The sequence below is a fragment of the Cellulophaga sp. RHA_52 genome, from assembly GCF_007827205.1.
Lineage (GTDB): Bacteria > Bacteroidota > Bacteroidia > Flavobacteriales > Flavobacteriaceae > Cellulophaga > Cellulophaga lytica.
In genome coordinates, this window is sequence record NZ_VIRZ01000001.1 from 2032501 (window position 1) to 2052718 (window position 20218).

General features: G+C 31.4%; 15 protein-coding genes (1 of these 15 cut by a window edge). 1 reads left to right on the top strand and 14 read right to left on the bottom strand.

The window, feature by feature from the left end:
* The 10 genes from JM80_RS08980 to JM80_RS09025 form a co-directional block, all read right to left on the bottom strand.
* Nucleotides 1-402 carry the 5' portion of an SDR family NAD(P)-dependent oxidoreductase gene (locus JM80_RS08980; protein ID WP_034646921.1) on the bottom strand. The gene continues 363 nt to the left of window position 1, outside the view, so only the first 402 of its 765 coding nucleotides appear in the window; the start codon lies at nt 400-402; the stop codon falls past the left edge of the window.
* A 42-nt stretch (nt 403-444) separates the two neighbouring features.
* Entirely contained in the window at nt 445-2073 is a 1629-nt protein-coding gene (locus tag JM80_RS08985) for an MFS transporter (RefSeq protein ID WP_144709790.1), read from the bottom strand.
* A 144-nt stretch (nt 2074-2217) separates the two neighbouring features.
* Nucleotides 2218-2922, bottom strand: a complete 705-nt coding sequence (locus JM80_RS08990; RefSeq protein ID WP_013619883.1) for a FadR/GntR family transcriptional regulator — start codon at nt 2920-2922, stop codon at nt 2218-2220.
* A 190-nt stretch (nt 2923-3112) separates the two neighbouring features.
* Nucleotides 3113-4015, bottom strand: a complete 903-nt coding sequence (locus tag JM80_RS08995; protein WP_034646926.1) for a polysaccharide lyase family 7 protein — start codon at nt 4013-4015, stop codon at nt 3113-3115.
* A 10-nt stretch (nt 4016-4025) separates the two neighbouring features.
* Nucleotides 4026-5000: a PKD domain-containing protein gene (locus JM80_RS09000; protein ID WP_013619881.1), complete on the bottom strand. Its 975-nt coding sequence runs from the start codon at nt 4998-5000 to the stop codon at nt 4026-4028.
* A 25-nt stretch (nt 5001-5025) separates the two neighbouring features.
* Complete coding sequence (locus JM80_RS09005; protein ID WP_013619880.1) at nt 5026-6471, bottom strand: RagB/SusD family nutrient uptake outer membrane protein; 1446 nt, start codon at nt 6469-6471, stop codon at nt 5026-5028.
* Between the two features lie 25 nt (nt 6472-6496).
* Nucleotides 6497-9598, bottom strand: a complete 3102-nt coding sequence (locus JM80_RS09010) for a SusC/RagA family TonB-linked outer membrane protein (protein WP_144709792.1) — start codon at nt 9596-9598, stop codon at nt 6497-6499.
* A gap of 347 nt (nt 9599-9945) precedes the next feature.
* Complete coding sequence (locus JM80_RS09015; protein WP_144709794.1) at nt 9946-12210, bottom strand: alginate lyase family protein; 2265 nt, start codon at nt 12208-12210, stop codon at nt 9946-9948.
* A gap of 3 nt (nt 12211-12213) precedes the next feature.
* Complete coding sequence (locus JM80_RS09020; RefSeq protein WP_144709796.1) at nt 12214-14541, bottom strand: chondroitinase-B domain-containing protein; 2328 nt, start codon at nt 14539-14541, stop codon at nt 12214-12216.
* Between the two features lie 444 nt (nt 14542-14985).
* The gene (locus JM80_RS09025) at nt 14986-15750 is read right to left on the bottom strand and encodes an exodeoxyribonuclease III (protein ID WP_013619876.1); all 765 of its coding nucleotides are present in this window, start codon (nt 15748-15750) and stop codon (nt 14986-14988) included.
* Between the two features lie 156 nt (nt 15751-15906).
* Here JM80_RS09025 and JM80_RS09030 point away from each other — a divergent pair, with 156 nt between their 5' ends.
* Nucleotides 15907-16857, top strand: a complete 951-nt coding sequence (locus JM80_RS09030) for a bile acid:sodium symporter family protein (RefSeq protein WP_013619875.1) — start codon at nt 15907-15909, stop codon at nt 16855-16857.
* A 33-nt stretch (nt 16858-16890) separates the two neighbouring features.
* Here the strand turns inward: JM80_RS09030 and JM80_RS09035 are convergent, their stop codons facing one another.
* Genes JM80_RS09035 through gcvT form a run of 4 tightly spaced genes read right to left on the bottom strand, consistent with a single transcriptional unit; the run spans nt 16891 to nt 20094 of the window.
* Nucleotides 16891-17178: a 4a-hydroxytetrahydrobiopterin dehydratase gene (locus JM80_RS09035; RefSeq protein WP_013619874.1), complete on the bottom strand. Its 288-nt coding sequence runs from the start codon at nt 17176-17178 to the stop codon at nt 16891-16893.
* A 59-nt stretch (nt 17179-17237) separates the two neighbouring features.
* Nucleotides 17238-18071: a sugar nucleotide-binding protein gene (locus JM80_RS09040; protein WP_013619873.1), complete on the bottom strand. Its 834-nt coding sequence runs from the start codon at nt 18069-18071 to the stop codon at nt 17238-17240.
* A 15-nt stretch (nt 18072-18086) separates the two neighbouring features.
* Nucleotides 18087-19001, bottom strand: coding sequence for a glutaminase (locus JM80_RS09045; RefSeq protein WP_013619872.1), 915 nt, complete (start codon nt 18999-19001; stop codon nt 18087-18089).
* Between the two features lie 7 nt (nt 19002-19008).
* Nucleotides 19009-20094 (bottom strand): glycine cleavage system aminomethyltransferase GcvT, encoded by a 1086-nt coding sequence (gcvT, locus tag JM80_RS09050; RefSeq protein WP_013619871.1) that lies wholly within the window; start codon nt 20092-20094, stop codon nt 19009-19011.
* Nucleotides 20095-20218 lie beyond the last annotated feature (124 nt).

A 20218-nucleotide genomic window follows, 5' to 3' on the forward strand; every position in this document is an offset into this window, starting at 1 on the left:
TTCTCCTTTTTTTAAGTATGGTATAGCTGCTCTAGAAGCAAAGAATACTGAATCTAAATTTAATGCCATAACAAACCTGTAAAATTCAGTTGTCATTTCCTCAAATCTGGATCTGCCACCTAAACCACCTGCATTGTTCACAAGCACGTCTATTCTTCCGTATTTTTCACCAATTTTCACAATATTTTCTGTTACTAGTTCTTCTTTTGTAACATCAAAACCTATATATTCTGCTGTTATACCTTCTTTAGAAAGTTCTGCAACCCTTTCAGCACCAGCGTTGTCATCAATTCCATTTAAAATAACTGTGTAGCCATCAGTTCCTAATCTTTTTGCTACTTCAAAACCTATACCACCTGTGGCACCTGTAACTATTGCTACTTTTCCTTTGTTTTTGCTCATTTTTATGTGTTTTATTTTTATTTATCCTGTTATGTTTAATTTTTAATTATTTTTTGGTTTTAGAGGTTCTATTTTTGGGCATAATATCCATACTGCTAAAAGAGCTATTATTGCTAATGCACCACCTATGATAAATGCTGGTATATAATTACCACCTGCAGTTATAAAAGTAACTAGTAACGTAAGTCCGGCTGCACAAAGTTTAGCAGCCATACCTGCAAATCCAGATAATGTACCTACTATTTTTCCACTAAAAAGGTCACTTGGTAATGTTTGTATGTTTCCAATTGCAATTTGAAATCCAAATAATAATATAGCCATAATTACAACTGCAATTAAAGCTGCAGTATTTCTGGCATTATTAATTTTTGATAGAGAGGCAAGAGCAGCAATTCCAGAATCTGACGGTGGTCCATATTTTGGTAATAAACGTTCTTCTTTTGTTGCTTCGGCTTTAGGTGTTTTCCAAACAGCAGATTGATATGCTTTCTTAAATCTAGGATTAGATTTAATTTCATCAGTACTATTTCCAGCAATTTCTTCAATAAAATGTTTATCTGCTTTTAAATCTTTGAATGCATCATTATCCATTATCTTTTTAACTTGTGGATCAGCCATTGTTAAAGCTGCAGATTCCTCAACTCCAAAAACTCCTAAAACTTGAGGCGCACCAGGGTATTTTAGTAGAATAAAACATGGAATCATTACTATACATCCCAGCGTAATAACATATTTACGAGTTTTGTCTACAGTCCATCCAAAATTAAGTTTCTTTTGGGCTAGTAAACCTCCATACCATGCACCAATCATTGCTCCTACATAAGGAACCCAAGCAGAGAAAGCTATTTCTTTTACATTCATTCCAAATACCTCAGATAGGTATATAGGAATCCAAACTATAAAAAGCCACCAAATAGGATCTAAAGCAGCAGAAGCAATTATTACGCCCCAGCTTTCTTTATGTTTAAGCAGTTTTCCTGTATCAGGTACATATCCATCATCATAATTTCCATCTTCATCAATATCTTGATTTTTTTGTCCAGAGAGTATATATTTTCTTTCATCTTCTGATAACCAAGGATGTGTTTTTGGAGCAGATTTTACAATATAAAGCCAAGGTAATAGCCATAATAAACCAAGAGCACCAACAACTATAAATATTAATTTCCAGTCTAAAAATGTTGATAATAATCCGATAACAGGATATGCTACTATACCACCAATTGCGGCTCCTGAATTAAAGACTCCTTGAGCAAGTGCTCTTTCTTTTGTAGGAAACCATTCAGCATTTGCCTTTGCTGCGCCAGGCCAATTACCAGCCTCTGCTACGCCTAAAATTGATCTAAAAATAGAAAAACTAAGCATTCCTTGGGCAAAAGCATGAAACATAGTTGCTATAGACCAAACTCCAATAGATATAGCAAACCCCATTCTTGTACCTATCCAATCAAAAATTTTACCAAATAGAGCTTGTCCACTGGCGTATGATATAATAAATACTGTTGATATGGTTCCGAATATAACTTTATGACCATCTTTATCCATTTCTGGAAATAAATCTTGGGCAATATCTGGCCATAGAGCTCCAAAAGCTTGTCTGTCTATGTAATTAACTACTGCTGCTAAAGCAACAAGTCCTACTACCCACCATCTTAATCCTTTTATCTTCATATTTTTATATATAAAAGGAGCGTATAGAGTATTTTAATTAGATTTTTAGGACTATTAATTACTAGTCATCTAATTATTTAACTTCCCTCCTTAATTTTATTTTTTAAAAAGATATTACGTGCAATATGTATCTTTTTAATAGTGTTATTTTATGTTATAGCAATATTGATATAATGCATTGAAGTGTTCCTTCATTTTTTGTTTACCTAATATTGGATCTTGTTTTTTTATAGCTTCATAAATTTCTGTATGCTCTTTAATTCCTTTAACTGTTTGATCTTTATCACAGACGTGATATTTTTCAAAATCTATAATTATTTGTGGTGTTATGGTTAACATAAAAGTGTTAATAGTACTATTACCACAAGCTTTTGCAATAGCTAAATGGAATAGTAAATCTTCTTGTACTGCATCTTCACCACTTAATGCTTTAGATTCGTAAGCAACTAAAGCTGCTTTTATATTTTTTAAATCTTCTTCAGTTCTTCTTAAAGAAGCCAAACGAACAGTTTTTAATTCTAGTAAAATTCTTGTTTCAACTAAAGATTTAAAGTCTTGACTTTCTAACCTTAGTATGTCATCTATCATTCCGTTTAAAGCAATAACACCAATATTAGCGACAAAAGTTCCGCTCTGCGGAATTGATTTTAGTAGACCATAGAATTCTAATTTTTGAATTGCGTCTCTTACATTACTTCTGCTAACTTCAAATTTCTCAGACAGCATACGCTCAGAAGGTAATTTGTCTCCTGGCTCCAAATTTTTTAAATTAATAAGATCTCTAATATTACTAATTATAGAGTTCTGTATTTGTTTGCTATCATTTGTTGGTTGTGCTTCTAACTTCATAATAAAAATTATTAACTTTTAAATGGTCTTAAACTAGCATTAAATATTAAATGTTTACTTAAGATCAAAAATAGTTAAGTTTTATTAGCTGCTATTGATTTTTAGTGTTTGTTAACACCAGAACTATAAAGCACTGGTGATAACAAAAACTAGAACTAACTCTACGTATTACACGTAACTTAACTAAAACTTATTCTGTAATATTTAATTCATAATATTTAACTTTTGCATAAGAGTTTTTGTCTCTTGACTGAAAATAATTACCAGCTTTAAAATAGTTTTCAAAAACACCCCATTTTTTCATATGTATGTTTTCATATACTTTAAATTCATTGTTATTTAAAGAAACAATCATTTTTCCTTCAGATACTTTAACTTCTAGTGTGAATTTTTTAAAACCAACTTCTTCATCAAACGTGTGTCCTTCATCGTCAGTCCAAGCAGTTTCGTGTAAAATTTCAGTATTGGTTAAACTTAAACTCTTTAATTTTTTTGTTTTTACTCTAATTTTTCCATTCTGCCAATAAATTTTTAGCATTGGAGGAGCATTATTATCTTTTTGACCAATTAATTCTTTTTGTTGGTTAGTAAGTCTGCCGTGTATTTGCATAATGATGGTTTTGTGATATTTACCATTACTATCTTTAGAAATATCTTCTACAGCAAGCTTACCTTTTAACTCTCTACCTTGTTTAAATGTCCAATTAACGTTATTACTACCTGGTTGCATTTGTTCTCTAAGTTCTGTTCTAGAGTATTTAGTATTTGCAGTAGTAGCGTTGCTAGGGTAGGCATAAAAAACAAGCGCACCAGAAACAGAGTCATTATACATAAATGGCATTAGTGTTTTGTTTGTGGCATAATTAATTATTTCTGGAGGCTCTATTTCTGTAGGCTTACCAATAGGTAAAGTAACTTTCCAGTGACTTAAATCTATTTCTGGCAACTTGTATTTTTTCTTTTTTCTTTTTTTCTTTTTAGTAATTTTAGTATCCGTTTCTACTACGCTGCTTTTTGCGGTTTGACAAGCAGCGGTAGTAGTAAGAAATACAATTGATAGTATAGTTATTATTTCTTTACGGAAATTCTTCATTTTTTTAATATTATGGAGCTGGTACAATACTAATATTATCTACGTAAGTATCACCTGTACTAACATTATCTATCCAAATAGCAATTTCACCAGTAGCGTTTGCTTCAAACTCAAAAGTTACTTCTGTAAAATTATTTTTTCCTAGAGCAACATCTCCATCAGCTTCAGCAATAAAACCAGTAGCTTCTAGTTCACTAGCATTATCCATCCATCCGTTAAGTATACCAACTCTTACTTTATCTCCATCGTTTTTAAGTGCGTAATGAAATGTTACAACATATTTTGCATTAGGCGTAACTGTTAAAGCTTGGTAAGACGCTCTATCATTACCTTCTCCTGTAGCAGGATATTTTGCTCCTTGAGTTTTTCCTGATGAGCTATCAAAAGGAACTGCATAAGCACCATCTGAACTTGTTTGGTGTACAGTTGCTCCTAAAATTCGCCAACAGTTAGTACCGTCGTTTTTTGGATCTTTAGGGGTTCCGTCTGCTTGTATAAATACACATCCAAGAGTATCACCGCCTTCTTCTGTACCATCTTCAAAAGCCCATTCTGAAATTACGGGTGTGATGACTGTTGGAACTTCTGGTTCTACAACTGTAATTGTTTCTGTATAAACACTTTCTACTCCTAGGTTGTCTGAGGCTGTTAATGTTACAACAAAATCGCCTTCTCCAGGAAAAGTGTGTTCTGGTTCTACTTCTGTAGACGTAACTACTTCTCCTGAATTATGTACAAACTCCCAGTTGTATTGTGTAGCACTGTTAGATTGATTACTAAATGTATATGTTTTCCAGGCATCATCTGAACCAGTGTTTTGACTTGCAGCAAAAAATGCTGTCGGAGGAGTTAAATCTTCAATTGAAGCTGTGTCTGCAATATCATACTCTAAATCACAAGAAGAAAAAGATATGATTAGTAAAAAGACTGCAGTTAATAGTCCTGCAGAGCTTTTTAATTTATTAGTATTTCTATTATTTTTCATAATTATATGTTTAAACTATAGTTTTTTAGTAACCAGGGTTTTGTGTTAATACACCTTTACTTAAGCCTATTTCTCTTTGTGGAATAGGTAATAACAAGTCTGTAGAAGAAAAACTATATCCATTTTCTGTAGCAAATTCTGATAAAACATTTACAGCTTCTCCCATTCTAATTAAATCAAACAAACGTTTGTTCTCAAAGGCAAGTTCTACACGTCTTTCATTTAGCAATTCTTCTTTTGTAATAACACCGTCTTCATCATCAGGTAAGCCAGCTCTATTTCTAATAGAGTTAAATGATGTAAGTGCATTTGAGTTAGAGGTAGATTCACCACCGCCTAAAATGGCTTCTACGTGAAGTAAAACAACATCTGCGTATCTTAAAACAATCCAATCATTACCAGCAGCTTGTGCATCAGAACTAAAAGTTCTTCCGTTGTCTCCACCGCTTTCTCCGTTTGGCAAATATTTAATTGCTTGGTTTTCTGTAGGCTGAAAAGGGTCTACTCTGTATGTATATTGAGTTCTGTCTCCACCCATTTCTTCTAACGCAGCAACAACATCTGTAGTAGCGTAGTTTACGCCACTAGTTCTGCCAACAGAGTTTAACCATTCTGCAGAAAAATTTTGACTGTTATTATTGTCTCCTTGTTCATAACCAATAGCAAAAATAACTTCGTTATTAAGTTCAGAGAAGAAGATATCACTGTAATTGGTTAATAAACTATAACCTCTTGCAGGGTTCATAACTTCCTCGCAAAGCAATTGCGCTTGTGCATAGTTAGGAGTTGGTAGAGATAAATATACTTTGGCTAGTAAGCCTTGTGCAGCAGCTTTAGAAGCTCTGTCTTTATAAGTATCATCTAAATTATCTACAGCAGTTTGTAAGTCTGCAACAATTACATTGTAAATTTCTGCAGAGTTAACTCTTGTAAAAGCTGTTTCTGTATCTAATGGTGCAATAACGTTAGTAACTAAAGGAACATCGCCATATAAACGAACCAAATTAAAGTATGCGTAAGCTCTTAAAAACTTAGCCTCACCTTCAATTTTACCAGCAGTAGCTTCTGATGCAGAACCAATGTTATCTAAAACAACATTTGCTCTAAAAATTACATCGTAAAAACTTCTGTAATAATCAGCTACAATACCGTTAGTAGCTTCTATAGCAAAACTTTCAAACTGTGCAGCTTCTCCTTCTTGACTTTTTGTTCTTGTATTATCACTACGCATTTCTGTAACGTAAAACTCTACTTGTGTTGCGTGGTTTAAGTTAGAGTTTGTAAGCTTAGATGCATTTACACCTTGCAAACCGTCGTAAATATTAATTATTGCAGCTTCTAATTCTTCATCGTTAGAATAAAAAGCATCTCCGCTTGTACCAGTTTTTAGTTCTGGTGATAAAAATGAATCTTCACAAGATACAGAGAAAATTGTAATGACTATTAATGTTAAAAATTTAAGTTTTTTCATGATTATATATTTTTAAATTAGTAGTTTAAAATTCTATGTTTAAACCTGCTGAGATTGTACTGAATACTGGAGAACCAGCTCTTTGGTAACCATAAGTGGTTGCAGATGTAGTATTAATAGACTCTGGGTTAAAACCAGTATAGTCATCTGCTGTTAGGTACATTATGTTTTGTGCAGATACATAAATTCTTGCGCTTCTAATTTTTAATTGAGATGCAACATCTTTACTAAAGTTATACCCAAGGTTAATATTACGTAATGCTATGTATGAAGCATCTTGAATAATGTCATTAGTAAATATTTTTTGTTTAATAAATTCTTGATTAGGAGTAGTTAATACATAATCTCCTGTAGGACCAGTTACAAAATCTTGAGAACTGTTAAAGTGGTTAAATATGTATTGGTCTCCCATATTTCTAATTTCTGCTCCGTGGCTACCTTGAAACATAAAACTAAAATCAAAATTGCCTATTTTAAAGTCGTTAGATACACTCCACACAAATTCTGGGTAAGGATTTCCTAATATAGTTTTATCATCATCATCAATAATGCCATCACCATTTAAATCTTTCACATAAACATCTTGTGCTTCACCGCCTACTGGGTGAAAAGGATTGTTTAAAAATTCTAAAGGAATGTCTCTTTCTACAACCCACCCGTAAAAAGATGAGATAGGGTTACCTTCTAAATTTATCCATTCTGAAGCTCTTTTAGAATCTACATTTTGTATTTGTCCGTTAGAGTCAGCAAAATCTGTTAATTCATTTTTATTGGTAGATGTAATAAAAGTTGTTGTCCATTTAAATTTAGGACCAGCAACGTTTCTAGTTCTTAGTTCAACTTCTACACCAGAGTTTTCTACCTCTCCAATATTTACAAGAGCATTAGTAAAACCAGTTGTAGAGGCAATTGGGTTATTTAGTAGTAGTTGGTCACTAGTTCTTTTATAGTAATCTACAGAACCAGATAAAATATTACCAAAGAAACCAAAGTCTACCCCAGGGTTAAACTCTACTTGTCTTTCCCATTTTAAATCTGGATTAGATATATTTAAAGGGTTAGCAGCATTTGTAACCACACCACCTGTAACACCAGAAGCAATAGAATTGTCTATTAAAGATAGGTAAGGGTAGTTGTTAATTAAGTTATTACCGGTTCTAAAAGAGTTGTTACCAGTTACACCATAACTAACTCTAAATTTAAGGTTATTAACTACATCACTATTTTTTAAGAAGTTTTCTCTAGAGATGTTCCAACCTAAAGAACCTGCAAAGAAGTTACCATATTTATTGTTTGGACCAAATACAGAAGCACCATCTCTTCTAAAACTAAAAGAAGCTAAGTATTTGTCTGAATACGCATAATTTACTCTTGTAAAGAATGATAGTAATGTACTTTCGTACTCTTCTTCATATTCATTAGTAATGTCATCTCTGTTAATGTAACGAGAACTATCATCTGTATAACCTTGTGAGCTAATAGTTTCAAATTCTGTTTTATATTGTTCACCAGATGCACCTAATACTATGCCAAGATCATGCTTATCAAAAGTTTTGTTGTATGATAATACATTATCTAAAGCTAAGTGTTGTGTTCTGGTATTTGTACTATCTAACTGAGCAGCACTTGCTCCGTTTCTGTTAGCCTCTACACCTTGCCATCTTTGTTGTCTGTATCTTTGGTAATCACCAGAAAGTGTAGTTTTAAAGCTTAAATCGTCATTAATTTTGTATTTAGCATAAAAGCTACCAAGAATTTTACTTCTAAAATCTCTACGGTCTCTTTCTAGTACTTTTGCAGCAGGGTTAGTGTTAGAAGTGTTACTAATACTTGTACCTCCACTGTCTGCAGGAGCACCAGCATCTAAATCATACCCATCAAAATGGTATTGTAAAGCATAATCGCCAACTTGTACGTCTGCCCATTTACCACCATCTTGCACTCTGTTTACAAATTGTATAGTGTTTTCATCATGGTAAACTGGTAGCCATGAAGGTTGTCTTAAAATATCATGTGTACTACCATCAAAACGTCTGCGTTCTGTGTAAGAAGGAGTAGCACTAAGACCAATTGTTAAGTTATCTGTAACATCATAATCTAATCTAACTTTTACACTGTATTTTTTAAAATCATCAGTAAGTAAAACCCCTTCATCATGGTTGAAGTTTAGGTTTGTACTAAATCTTAATTTATCATTACCACCTCTAATACCTAAAGAGTGGTTTGTAATAATACCACCATCAAAAATAATTTCTTGCCAGTTGGTATCTACGCCAATTAACTGTTTGTATCTTGTACGGTCTGAAAGTGTATGTGTAAACTGTAATTCTGCAGCGGCAGTTTCTGCTACTGTAGAGTAGTAAGCATCACTCTGTCTTGCTGTTTTAACACCAGTTAATGTAGAGTAGCTAAACCTAGTTTCACCCGATTTACCAGATTTTGTAGTAATTTGTATAATACCATTACCACCTCTAGAACCATAAATAGCACCAGAAGCTGCATCTTTTAAAATTTCAAAAGATTCAACGTCATTCATATCTAAAGAACCCAAATAGTCATTAGGAACCACAACACCATCTACAACAACTAGTGGTCCAGAGTTACCTGTAATAGAACCTGTTCCTCTAATTCTAATTGTAGGATCAGAACCAGCTTCACCTTCTGTAGCTTGTATGTTAACACCAGATACTTGACCTACTAAGGCATCATCTACCCTAGAAACAGCAATTTGTCCTAAATCTTCGTTTACTACTTTAGAAATAGAACCTGTTAGGTGAGATTTTTTTTGTGTACCATAACCAATAACCACAACTTCATCTAACTTACTAGCATCTTCATCTAAAGTAACATTAATGGTAGTTTGGTCTGCTACAGTAATACTTTTAGTAATAAATCCAATAAAAGAAAATTGAAGAACATCACCTTTTTTAGCTTTAATTTCATAGTTGCCATCAAAATCTGTAGTTGTGCCTGTAGCAGTATTTTTAATGATAATGTTTACTCCTAAAATAGGTAAGTTGTCTGCAGAAGAGACTACCGTACCTTTTATAGGAAAGCTTTCTTGAGCTATAGTTATAGCACTACAAAATAGTGTCATAACCAAAATTAGCTTTGTTTTTAAGTTCATAATTAATTGTTTAGTTTAATTGAGTTAATAGTGTTCTGTAGTAACTTAAAAACCATTTCTCTAGGCTAAAAGCAAATAATCATTACTTTTGTAAAGAATATGTTTTTATACTACATATTTATTACTTCCCTCCAAAGAAGTATTTGTAAAAGGATAGGCGTGCACCTATCCTTTTTTTGTGCTCTATTTAAATTTGGTTAACCAAACTGGTTAACCAGTTTATACTTTTCGAATATATGTAAAAATTTTGTTAAAAAAAAATTAAATACACATTAATAAGTTTTTTTGTAAAACTCTCTGTATTAGGATAAAAGACATTTCATTTTTTTCATATAGATAAAATTAAGTTAGTTATAAGTGTATGGACCTACCCAGTTAAATTCATTATCATTAATTGTAATTGAATGTGCTGTAGTTTTGTCTGGGTTTGTATTAGAAAAAATAAATAGTTTAGACTGTTTATTATTGTTTGTAATGCGTATAGCTGTATAGTCTTTAGTATTTAAAAGGGTTTCTATTTTAGCAATACTACTGTAAGCATTTACAGAGAACTCTGATACAGGACTGTAGCTACCATGTGCTTCTATGGCATTTACGTATAATGCGTTTTTAGTATTAGTTTTTCTAATGATTAAAGTAGGATCTCTTCTTAAATTATATTCTGGATCGTTAGCTCCAATTCTGGCAAAAATAATTTTGTCTGTTGCTTGTGTAGCAGAAGTTAATGTGTAAAATACATTATTGTGCATCCAATTAAATTTTAAGTTACTATTTGGTGCGTCTGCTAAAGCCTCTACAAATAAATGTTGATAGCCATTTTTGTCTCCTAATGTTTTTAATGTAGCTTGTTGTATATACTTAAAATTTGTTTGCATTATTTGCCCCTTGTAATAGAAAGGCAAATCGTATTTGTTTGTTGATGTACCAATAACATTAAAAATATCTAAAACAAATGGTTGTTTAATAAAAGAAGAGTCTGTCACTATTGCCATAGTCCTGTGTAACTCTGTGTCAGGGTATGCGTTATTTTCTTTAGCGCTAACCACTTTAATTTTTTCAGAAATATTAAATAAGTATTGGTTAGAGTGGTTTTTGCTACCTATACTATACTTACCATTAAAATGAGAAGTTTCATTTTGTATAACGGTATTATGCGCTATTGTTTGTTTTGCCCAAGTAGTATTTTCTTTTAAGTAATTACCGCCACCTTTTTGTTCTATATTAACAAACCTTGCCAAGCCATAATCTTGTATAACCTCTGTACCATTATTGTACATAAAAAAAGATAACTTGTCATAATGACCGTGACTAAGACCTTGTGCTGTATATTTAAAAATAACCTCTAAATTATTATTGCGTAATATACTTATGCCACCTTGGTTGCCATTTGGACCATCTGTTAAAGTAATAGATTTTTTTCTAAAAGGTTTATCTAAATTGTTTTTTAAACCCAATGCTACTGCTAAACCTGTATCGTCTAAATTTACTTTATTTTGTTTTTTTGCAATACTTAATAGTTCTGGGTTATTGCCTCCGTAATGGTAAGCAATATCTACAGCTGTTACTATTTCTCTAGAGTAGTAAGACATTCCTTTTTGTGCATCATTAATTGTGTAAAACTCTCCGTCTTTATCAGTTAGGTTAATTAATGCTTCTACAGCTTTTGTTAGTACTGCATTTTTATGCTCAAAAATTTTAAGTTCAGGTTTTTTATTTTCTAGTGCTTGGGCAAAAATTAAAAATGGGTACATGGCATACCTTTGGTAATAAGGACCTTCAGTATAATATCCGTCAGGAGAAAATGGTTCATCTAAGTTTGCTAAAAAACCAACTTTCTGATCTTTATTTTTTATAAATCCACCATCATCATCTTTTAAATTAGCCGCAATAGAATCTGTTTTTAGTCCGTATAGAGCTTTTTGTAATAGCTCATCATTATCCATTACAAGTGCAATCATTCCTACAGCAACATTACCCCAGGTACTATGGTTGTGTACTCTATTAAAAAACTGTGGATTTTTTTCTGATATAAAATTGGCAAACGGAATAAATAAATCATTTTCTAAATGTTCTCTTTCTTCTTTTGATAACCAATTATAGATACAATCATATGCTTGGCTAGCATATACCAACCAGTTAGAATCATTTAAACACTGCCAAAAAAGTTTTCCTCTTGCATAAGATCTTTCTTGTGGGTGTAAAGGAAGAGTAGGGTATAATTTTGCGTACTCTAAAAACATATCTCTTACATATACAGCATATTTTTCATCATCTAAAATTTGATAAAGCACACCAGCTTTTTGTAGTATTAGAAAGTTTTTTTTGTGCTGTTCATGCGTATAACCTCCAGAAAAATCTTTAGGAATAGGAACAGCAATACCTTTACTAATCTCTGCATCTACATCTTGTTTAACATCTTCTAAAGTTTTATCAAACAAAGGAATTGTTCCTAACTGTGCTTTAATATTTTTTACGCCTTTTTGGGTAAGTATTAAACTAGGGTGACTTGCAGTATTTTGTTCTACATTATTTTTAATGGCAGCTTTATTATCTTTTTTGCAAGCAAAAAGAAAACATATTAAAATAAAGCATATATATTTTTTTACAATCATTATCTAGTTATTACTAATTAATCCTAAATTTTTGCCATCTGTACCTTTATTTAAAAGGTCAGAATTTTTAGATAATGTATAAGTACCTTCTTTAAATTTAGGATCTAATGTCCATAGGTTTTTAACATTGTATTTTTGATCACCAGTAACTTCTAAACCATCAGATTTGTAAAAATTATTGTTTAAAATATCTACTATTGGCTCACCAACAACTAAATGCATTTTTAACGATTTTGTGTTGTTAAATATATTGTTGGTAATAGTATTTACTTGCACACCATATAAGTTAATTGCAGCATTGTATTTATTTCTTTTACCGTAACCAATAGCGTCAAAAGTGTTATGGTCTAATTCTAAAAACGGACCAAAAGTACTTTCATCCTTACCACCTCTGTGTAAACTTAAAACAGCACCATTTACATTGTTAAAACTATTATTTTTTAAGATTACATATTCTGCATTATAGATACCAATATCTTCAGTTTCTTTATCTAAAGCCAAAACGTTACCACTAATAGTATTAAATTTTGAATTTTTAATACTAATTGTGTCTGCAAATGTGTTTTTGTAAACCATTACAGCATCAAAAGAATGGTTAACATCTAAGTTTACAAAGTCACAATTATCTATAAACAATTTGTAATTTTTGTTCATTGAGTATTTACTAGTAGTAATTACAGAATTTCCTGTTCTGTCTGGGGCGCTTTCACCATCAAAATTAATTCCAGTTAATTTTAAGCTGCCTCCATTGTTAATTTCAAATAAGGTTTTCTTTTCAAATAAAATAGTAGGTTTTTTATCTGAATTAGAAAGGATAGTAATAGGATGATTTATAACTATAGTTTTTGATAAAGTATAAGTTTCGCCAGCAGTAAGCTCTACTACGTCTCCGGCTGAAGAATTATTTACAGCTTCAAACAAAGTATTTAAACCTGGTTCTACTGTAATTTTTTTACCAGTACCAAAGGCAACAGCAGTATTTTTTTTAGAGTACCAGTTAACACCTGTATCTTCTTTTTTAAGAATTTCACCTGGTAATTTAGCACCAGCTCTTAAGTTAGAGTTAGCAGGAACTAGCAATCCGTCTGTATTTTTTACCCACTCAATATCTTTACTTACAAATCCAGTATCAGTAATTGGTTTTATGTTTTTACTAATAATGTTATTTGTAAATGTAATACCATTAATATCATCATAAACCGTAAAAATTGAATCTTTACTCTCATTATAAAAAATATTATTTTCCATAACAGAGTTTACAGGAGGAGCACTACGTTCTTCATCACTACCTGCACATAACTGAATGTGGTTACTATTAACAAAAGTGTTATTTTTTACAACAGCATCTTTAACTTGGTCATACCTATTAATAGGAGAATTGTAAATTCCGTTCATAATAACAAAAGCACCTCTAAAACGGTAACCAGTTAATCCAATACCATAATTATTTATAACAGTTTGCTCACCATTAATAATCCTAATACCACCTGTGCTAGGTTTATTGTTGCCAATAAATATGTTGCCATCTACCATAGTTCTGTTACCGTGGCGCATAGTTAATGTACCTGTACACTCATAAAAAACATTGTTTTTGTATGTGTTTTGACATGATTTGTTAGAGATTATTTCATGTTCTCCGTTACATCTATCAAAAAAGTTATTTTCCACAATAGTATTAGAGTTTGTTCTAGAAAAATGGCTAGTTCCAATACGTAAAGTCTCACCACCGTTAGAGCCTAAGTTTTGTCTAGGTCCAAAATAGTTGTGATCTATTTTATGATTGTTGTTTTGACTTTCTTTAGAATTTAACCTAACCGTCATGGTAACACCTCTATTTTTTTTACCAGTTAAATGGTTGTGGTCAATTCGGTTATTTTTACCGTATATAGCAACCCAAGTATCTGGTTCGTGACGTTCTGGGTTACTAAAATTATCTATAACACATTCTGTTAGTCTAGTGTTATTTGCAAGAGTTTTAGCATTTTGTTTAAAAGAGATAACTTCATTAGTGGGAGTATAACCATTTTTAAATACCAAACCATTAATAATTAAGTGTTCACCTGCAATACGTAAGTTACTTTGCCCTTCTAAAGTTACCTTACCTTTTTCTTCTACAGTTAAAGTTATTGGCTTTTCTGCTGTGCCTTTTGCAGCAAAAAGTAATTCGGTATTGTTCCATACGCCATTAGCCAGTGTAATTACATCTCCAGGTTGTGCATTTTTTACTGCAGTGTTAAATTGTTGTAAAGTAGCTACGGTATTCTTTTTTTGTGTGCATGAAGTAATACTAAAAAGTAGTATAAAAGCTAAGTATAATGTATGTTTTTGCATAAAAATATAAAATTGGTTAACCAGATTGGTTTACCAAATATATATATTATAAATTAAAAATGTAATTTATTGGCTGTTAAATTACTAATAGTGTAAAAAAATAAATAAAAAAATACGTAGTTGGTAATGGGTTATTAAGGTGTTATTTTTTTATTATTGCATTGTTAATACTGGCGTGCTAGAGGATTGTACGCTAGTAATTTATAGAATACCTAAAAATGAAGAATTTTAACTCTATAACAGAATATCAGTTTTAAGTTATAAAATATTGTTTTATAACTTTTATAATTGACCTTATATAAATACAATGTTACAATTTAAGGTAGTGACTAAAATATAAATTTGCATTTATAAATATTTAATAAATTATGATAATTAATAACACTAAAAAACGCCTATAGAAATTTTTATTCTATAGGCGTTATATATACTTAATACCTTAAATTAAAAATCAATTTTAAGTCCAATAGGGCAGTGGTCAGATCCCATAATGTCAGAGAAAACAGTTACCTCTTTAACTTTGTCTTTTATAGATTGGCTTACTAAAAAATAATCTATACGCCAACCGGTATTGCGTTCTCTAGATTTAAAACGGTAGCTCCAAAACGTATAAACAACTTCATCTGGGTGTAGCATTCTAAAAGAATCTACAAAACCATCAGCTATAAAATTGTTCATACCATCAATTTCTGTTTGTGTATAACCAGCAGTTTTATTGTAGTTACTTTTATCATTTTTTAGGTCTATTGCTTTGTGTGCTACGTTAAAATCGCCACAAGCAATTACAGGCTTTTTCTTTTCTAAATTTTTTAAATAGTCTAAAAAGTCTTTATCCCACTGTTTTCTGTACTCTAACCTATCTAATTTTTGACCAGAATTAGGTACGTAAACATTTACCAAGTAAAAATTTTCATACTCAGTACAAAGTACTCTACCTTCAGTATCGTGTGCTTCTATACCAATATCTGCTTTAATAGTAAGGGGTTTTGTGCTACTTAATGTTGCAGTACCAGAATACCCTTTTTTATTGGCAGAGTTAGATGCTAAACTAAAGTTTTCTAATGGAGAAAGTGCCTTGGCAACCTCATTATCTTGTGCTTTAGTTTCTTGAATACAAAGTATATCTGGATTCATATATTTTACAGATTCAAAAAACTCTTTTTTTACTACAGCGCGTACACCATTTACATTCCAAGATACTATGTGCATTAGTCGTTACTTTATGGGTTAAAATAAAATATTGTATTTCTAGGATGAAATTAAAAAATTGAATTGGTTTAACCTCAAAAATAAAAGTATTTTAAGAGAGATTATTTTTAATGTGAAGTAACAAGTGCTTAATATTGTATTTTAGAAAAGTAGATTATGAAGATTGATAAGTTTGTACTGTTTATAATTGTAGCAATTGTTTTGGCCTATTTTTTTCCAGAACTGGGAGTAAAACAGGTTATAAATACAATTAGTAGTGTTGGTATATCTTTAATTTTCTTTTTTTACGGATTAAAATTAAGTCCGTCTAAGTTAAAAGCTGGTTTAAAGAATTGGAAACTGCATATTTTAGTGCAAGTAGCTACCTTTATATTGTTTCCTCTTTTGGTATTAATAGTTAAACCATTTTTACAAAACCAAGAGCAAGAAACTATTTGGCTTGCATTCTTTTTTTTAGCAGCATTACCATCTACAGTATCTTCATCTGTTGTAATGGTTTCTATAGCAAAAGGTAATATGCCTGCAGCTATTTTTAATGCAAGTATATCTGGCATTATAGGGATTTTAGTTACACCCTTATGGATGGGGTTATTTGTTACTAATGACCAAACAAGTTTTAATTTTATAGATATTTATACAAAGCTAATTGTACAAATAATATTGCCTGTAGTATTAGGTTTATTGTTGCAACGTTACCTTGGTACATTTGCACAAAAACACAGTAGTAAAATTACATTGTTTGACAAGTCTATTATATTATTAATAATTTACAAAAGTTTTGCGTCATCCTTTACAAATAATATTTTTAGTACAGTCTCTGCATTAGATTTGGTACTACTTTTAGCAGGTGTATTGGTTCTTTTTACCATTACTTACTTTAGTACAGGCTTTATAGCTACAAAGCTTAATTTTAATATAGAAGATAAAATTACGGCTCAGTTTTGCGGTACAAAAAAATCATTAGTACATGGTACTGTTTTTTCTAAAATAATATTTGGTAATATGGCAGCAATAGGCATTATATTACTGCCTATAATGCTTTTTCACGCAACACAAATTTTAATAATAAGTGTAATTGCAAGCAAACTAGCAAAAAGAAAAGTATAAAAAAACCTAGCGCATAATGGCTAGGTTATTTATTTACTCACTGTCTATAATTTCTTCAATTGTTTTGGCTAGTACAAAGTCTTTTTCTGTAACACCACCTGCATCATGAGTGTTTAAGCGTATAGTTAGCGTGTTGTATACATTGGTCCAGTCTGGGTGATGACCTTGCAATTCACATTCAAAAGCAATACGTGTCATTACACAAAAGGTTTCTTTAAAATTTTTAAACTCAAAAGTAGTTTCTAAAGCACCATCAGTATAATCCCAACCATCTAAATTGTTTAATTTACTTGTTATTTCTTCAGTTGTATATTTTTGCATCTGTATAAAATTTAGTGTATTACAAAGTTACAAGAAGTAGTCATGTAATAATCTATTTATTAGGAAAAAAGATGATGATCTATAGTATCTTGGTAAGTAATTTGTAAATGTTTAGGTAGTTTATTACTTTTTGGAAGCACAGCTAAATACCTATCATCATTAGAGGTAAAAACTCTTTTATATACAGGGTTATACAATCCTATTTTAGATACTATTTCTTTTATAAAATCTTCATGATGTACCAAATCTTCACTTCCTAAATGAAAAATACCAGTTTTTTTATGATTAATAATATAATGTAGTTGTTGCGTTAATTTATCTATATAAGTAACATTAAAAACCAAATTAGGGAAAACCTCTACAGGTTCTTTGTTTTGTAGTAGTGTTTTAATCTCTTTAATTCTGGGAGTGTTATTACCAAAAACCATTGGTAAGCGTATAATTATTGCTTTGTTTTTTGGTAATCTAAGCAGCATATTTTCAATCTTAATTTTTAAACGTCCGTAAATACTTAAAGACAGTGTTTTGTCTAACTCATAAGAGGGGTATTTGCTGTAAGCATCAAAAACATTTGCAGAAGATAAAAATAACAACTTGGCTTTATGGGTAGTTACGTATTCTATTATGTGTTGGTGTGCTAGTATTTGTGCTGCAAAATTACCACGTATAGCAGATATAATGTAATCTGGTTTTACAATTTCTAACAATTCATAAATATCTGTTTCTTCTACATTATAATAAAAAAACTGACCGTTGTCTTCAAAATCTTTTTGGTTAAAACAATAGGTTCCATAAGTATCATAATAGGCATACAATTCTTTATAAATGGCATTACCTATAAAGCCGCTGGCACCTAGAATTAAAATTCTATCTTTAGATTTCTTCTCTTTCATTACTCACTTTGGTTCTTAAAAAATAGAGATCTTAGTCTCAGTCGTAAATTGCTCCAATGCTTGCATTCCCAACAAGGAATTTCCTTTAGCATTAAGACCCGGAGCCCAAGTAGAGATAATAAAGTTATTAGGTAGTAAGGCCACAATTCCGCCGCCAACGCCACTTTTTCCAGGCAAACCTACTCTAAAAGCAAACTCACCTGCTTCATCATAAAAACCACAAGTAAGCATAATTGCGTTAATACGTTTTGCCTGACTAACAGGTATGTGCTGTACGTTATTTACACACTTTCCACCATTGGCAAACAAATAAAAAGCTTTTGCTAATTGTGCGCAGCTCATATCTATAGCGCACTGGTGAAAATAAAAATCTAAAACATCCTCTACATTATTATTTAGGTTGTTAAAAGACTTTAAAAGGTTGGCTGCAGCAAAGTTTCCGTAACCAGTTCTTTTTTCAGATGCAGCTACATCTGTATTGTAATTTATTGTCTGGTCATTAGCAATGGTTCTAACATAGTTTAAAAAATCTTGTTTAGGGTTTTTTAAATGTGTTACAAGCATATCTGCAATTACAAGAGCACCAGAATTAATTAACGGATTTCTTGGTATTCCATTTTCTAACTCCAATAAAGACAAATGGTTAAATGGGTTGCCAGATGGTTCTACATCTACACGTTCCCAAATACGGTTATCTTCAAAAGCTATAGCTTTAGATAGTGCTAAAACTTTAGAAATACTTTGTATAGAAAAAGGAGTGTATGCGTCACCAGCAGCATAAGTTTCTCCGTTAATACACTGTAAATAAATGCCAAAACTATTAGTACTCTGTTTGTACAGTTCTGGAATGTAAGATGCAACAACACCCTTAACCTCTTCCTTAATTAAGTTGTTATGAATGTTGTTGATAATACCTTGAAAATCTATCATATAAAAATTATGCCTTATAAAAAGGTAATTTTACAACAGTTGCAGCAACTGCTTTTTTTCTAATCTGAATAAAAATTTCTGTACCAGCACTAGATAATGCCGTTGGCACATAACCTAACCCAATACCTTTGTTTAAAGATGGAGACATAGTACCAGAGGTAACTACACCAATTTTAGCACCATCTGCATCTACTATATCATAATCGTGTCTAGGAATTCCTCTTTCAGTAAGTTCAAAAGCAATTAATTTACGCTCAGTACCATTTGCTTTTTGCTCAGCTAAAGCTTCACTATTTACAAAGTCTTTTGTAAACTTGGTAATCCAACCTAACCCAGCTTCAAAAGGAGAAGTGTTGTCATTAATGTCATTACCATATAAGCAATAACCCATTTCTAAACGTAAAGTATCTCTGGCAGCTAAACCAATTGGAGCAATACCAAAATCTAAACCTGCTTTAAAAACATTATCCCAAATTTGTTTTACGTCTTCGTTTTTGCAATAAATTTCAAATCCGCCAGAACCAGTGTAACCAGTAGCAGAAATAATTACATTATCAATACCTGCAAAATCTGCAACCTCAAATGTGTAAAATTTAATTGCTGCTAAATCTACAGATGTAACAGACTGCATAGCTTCAATAGCCTTAGGACCTTGTATAGCTAATAAAGAGTATCCTTCAGATATGTTACGCATTTCTGCATTTATAGTTTCATTGTATTTAGATATGTGGTTCCAATCCTTATCAATATTAGAAGCATTAACAACTAGTAAATATTGTTCATCTTTAAGTTTGTAAACAATAAGGTCATCTACAATACCACCAGTTTCATTAGGTAAACAGCTGTACTGAGCTTTACCAACTACTAGTTTAGATGCATCGTTAGATGTTACTTTTTGTATTAAATCTAATGCATTAGGACCTTCAATTAAAAATTCTCCCATATGCGATACATCAAAAACTCCAACACCGTTACGTACAGTTTCGTGTTCTATATTTACACCAGCATAAGAAACAGGCATATTGTAACCAGCAAAAGGAACCATTTTAGCGCCAAGTGCCTCGTGAGTAGATGTTAATGCAGTATTTTTCATTAAAACAATTTATATAATTAGACTATTGTTAGTTTTTTGTCAAAGGTATCGAAAATTGTTTGTTTTATAAATTAGCTCAGGTATTAAAATAAGTTGTTTTTTTAGTTGTACCTGCTAGGAAGTA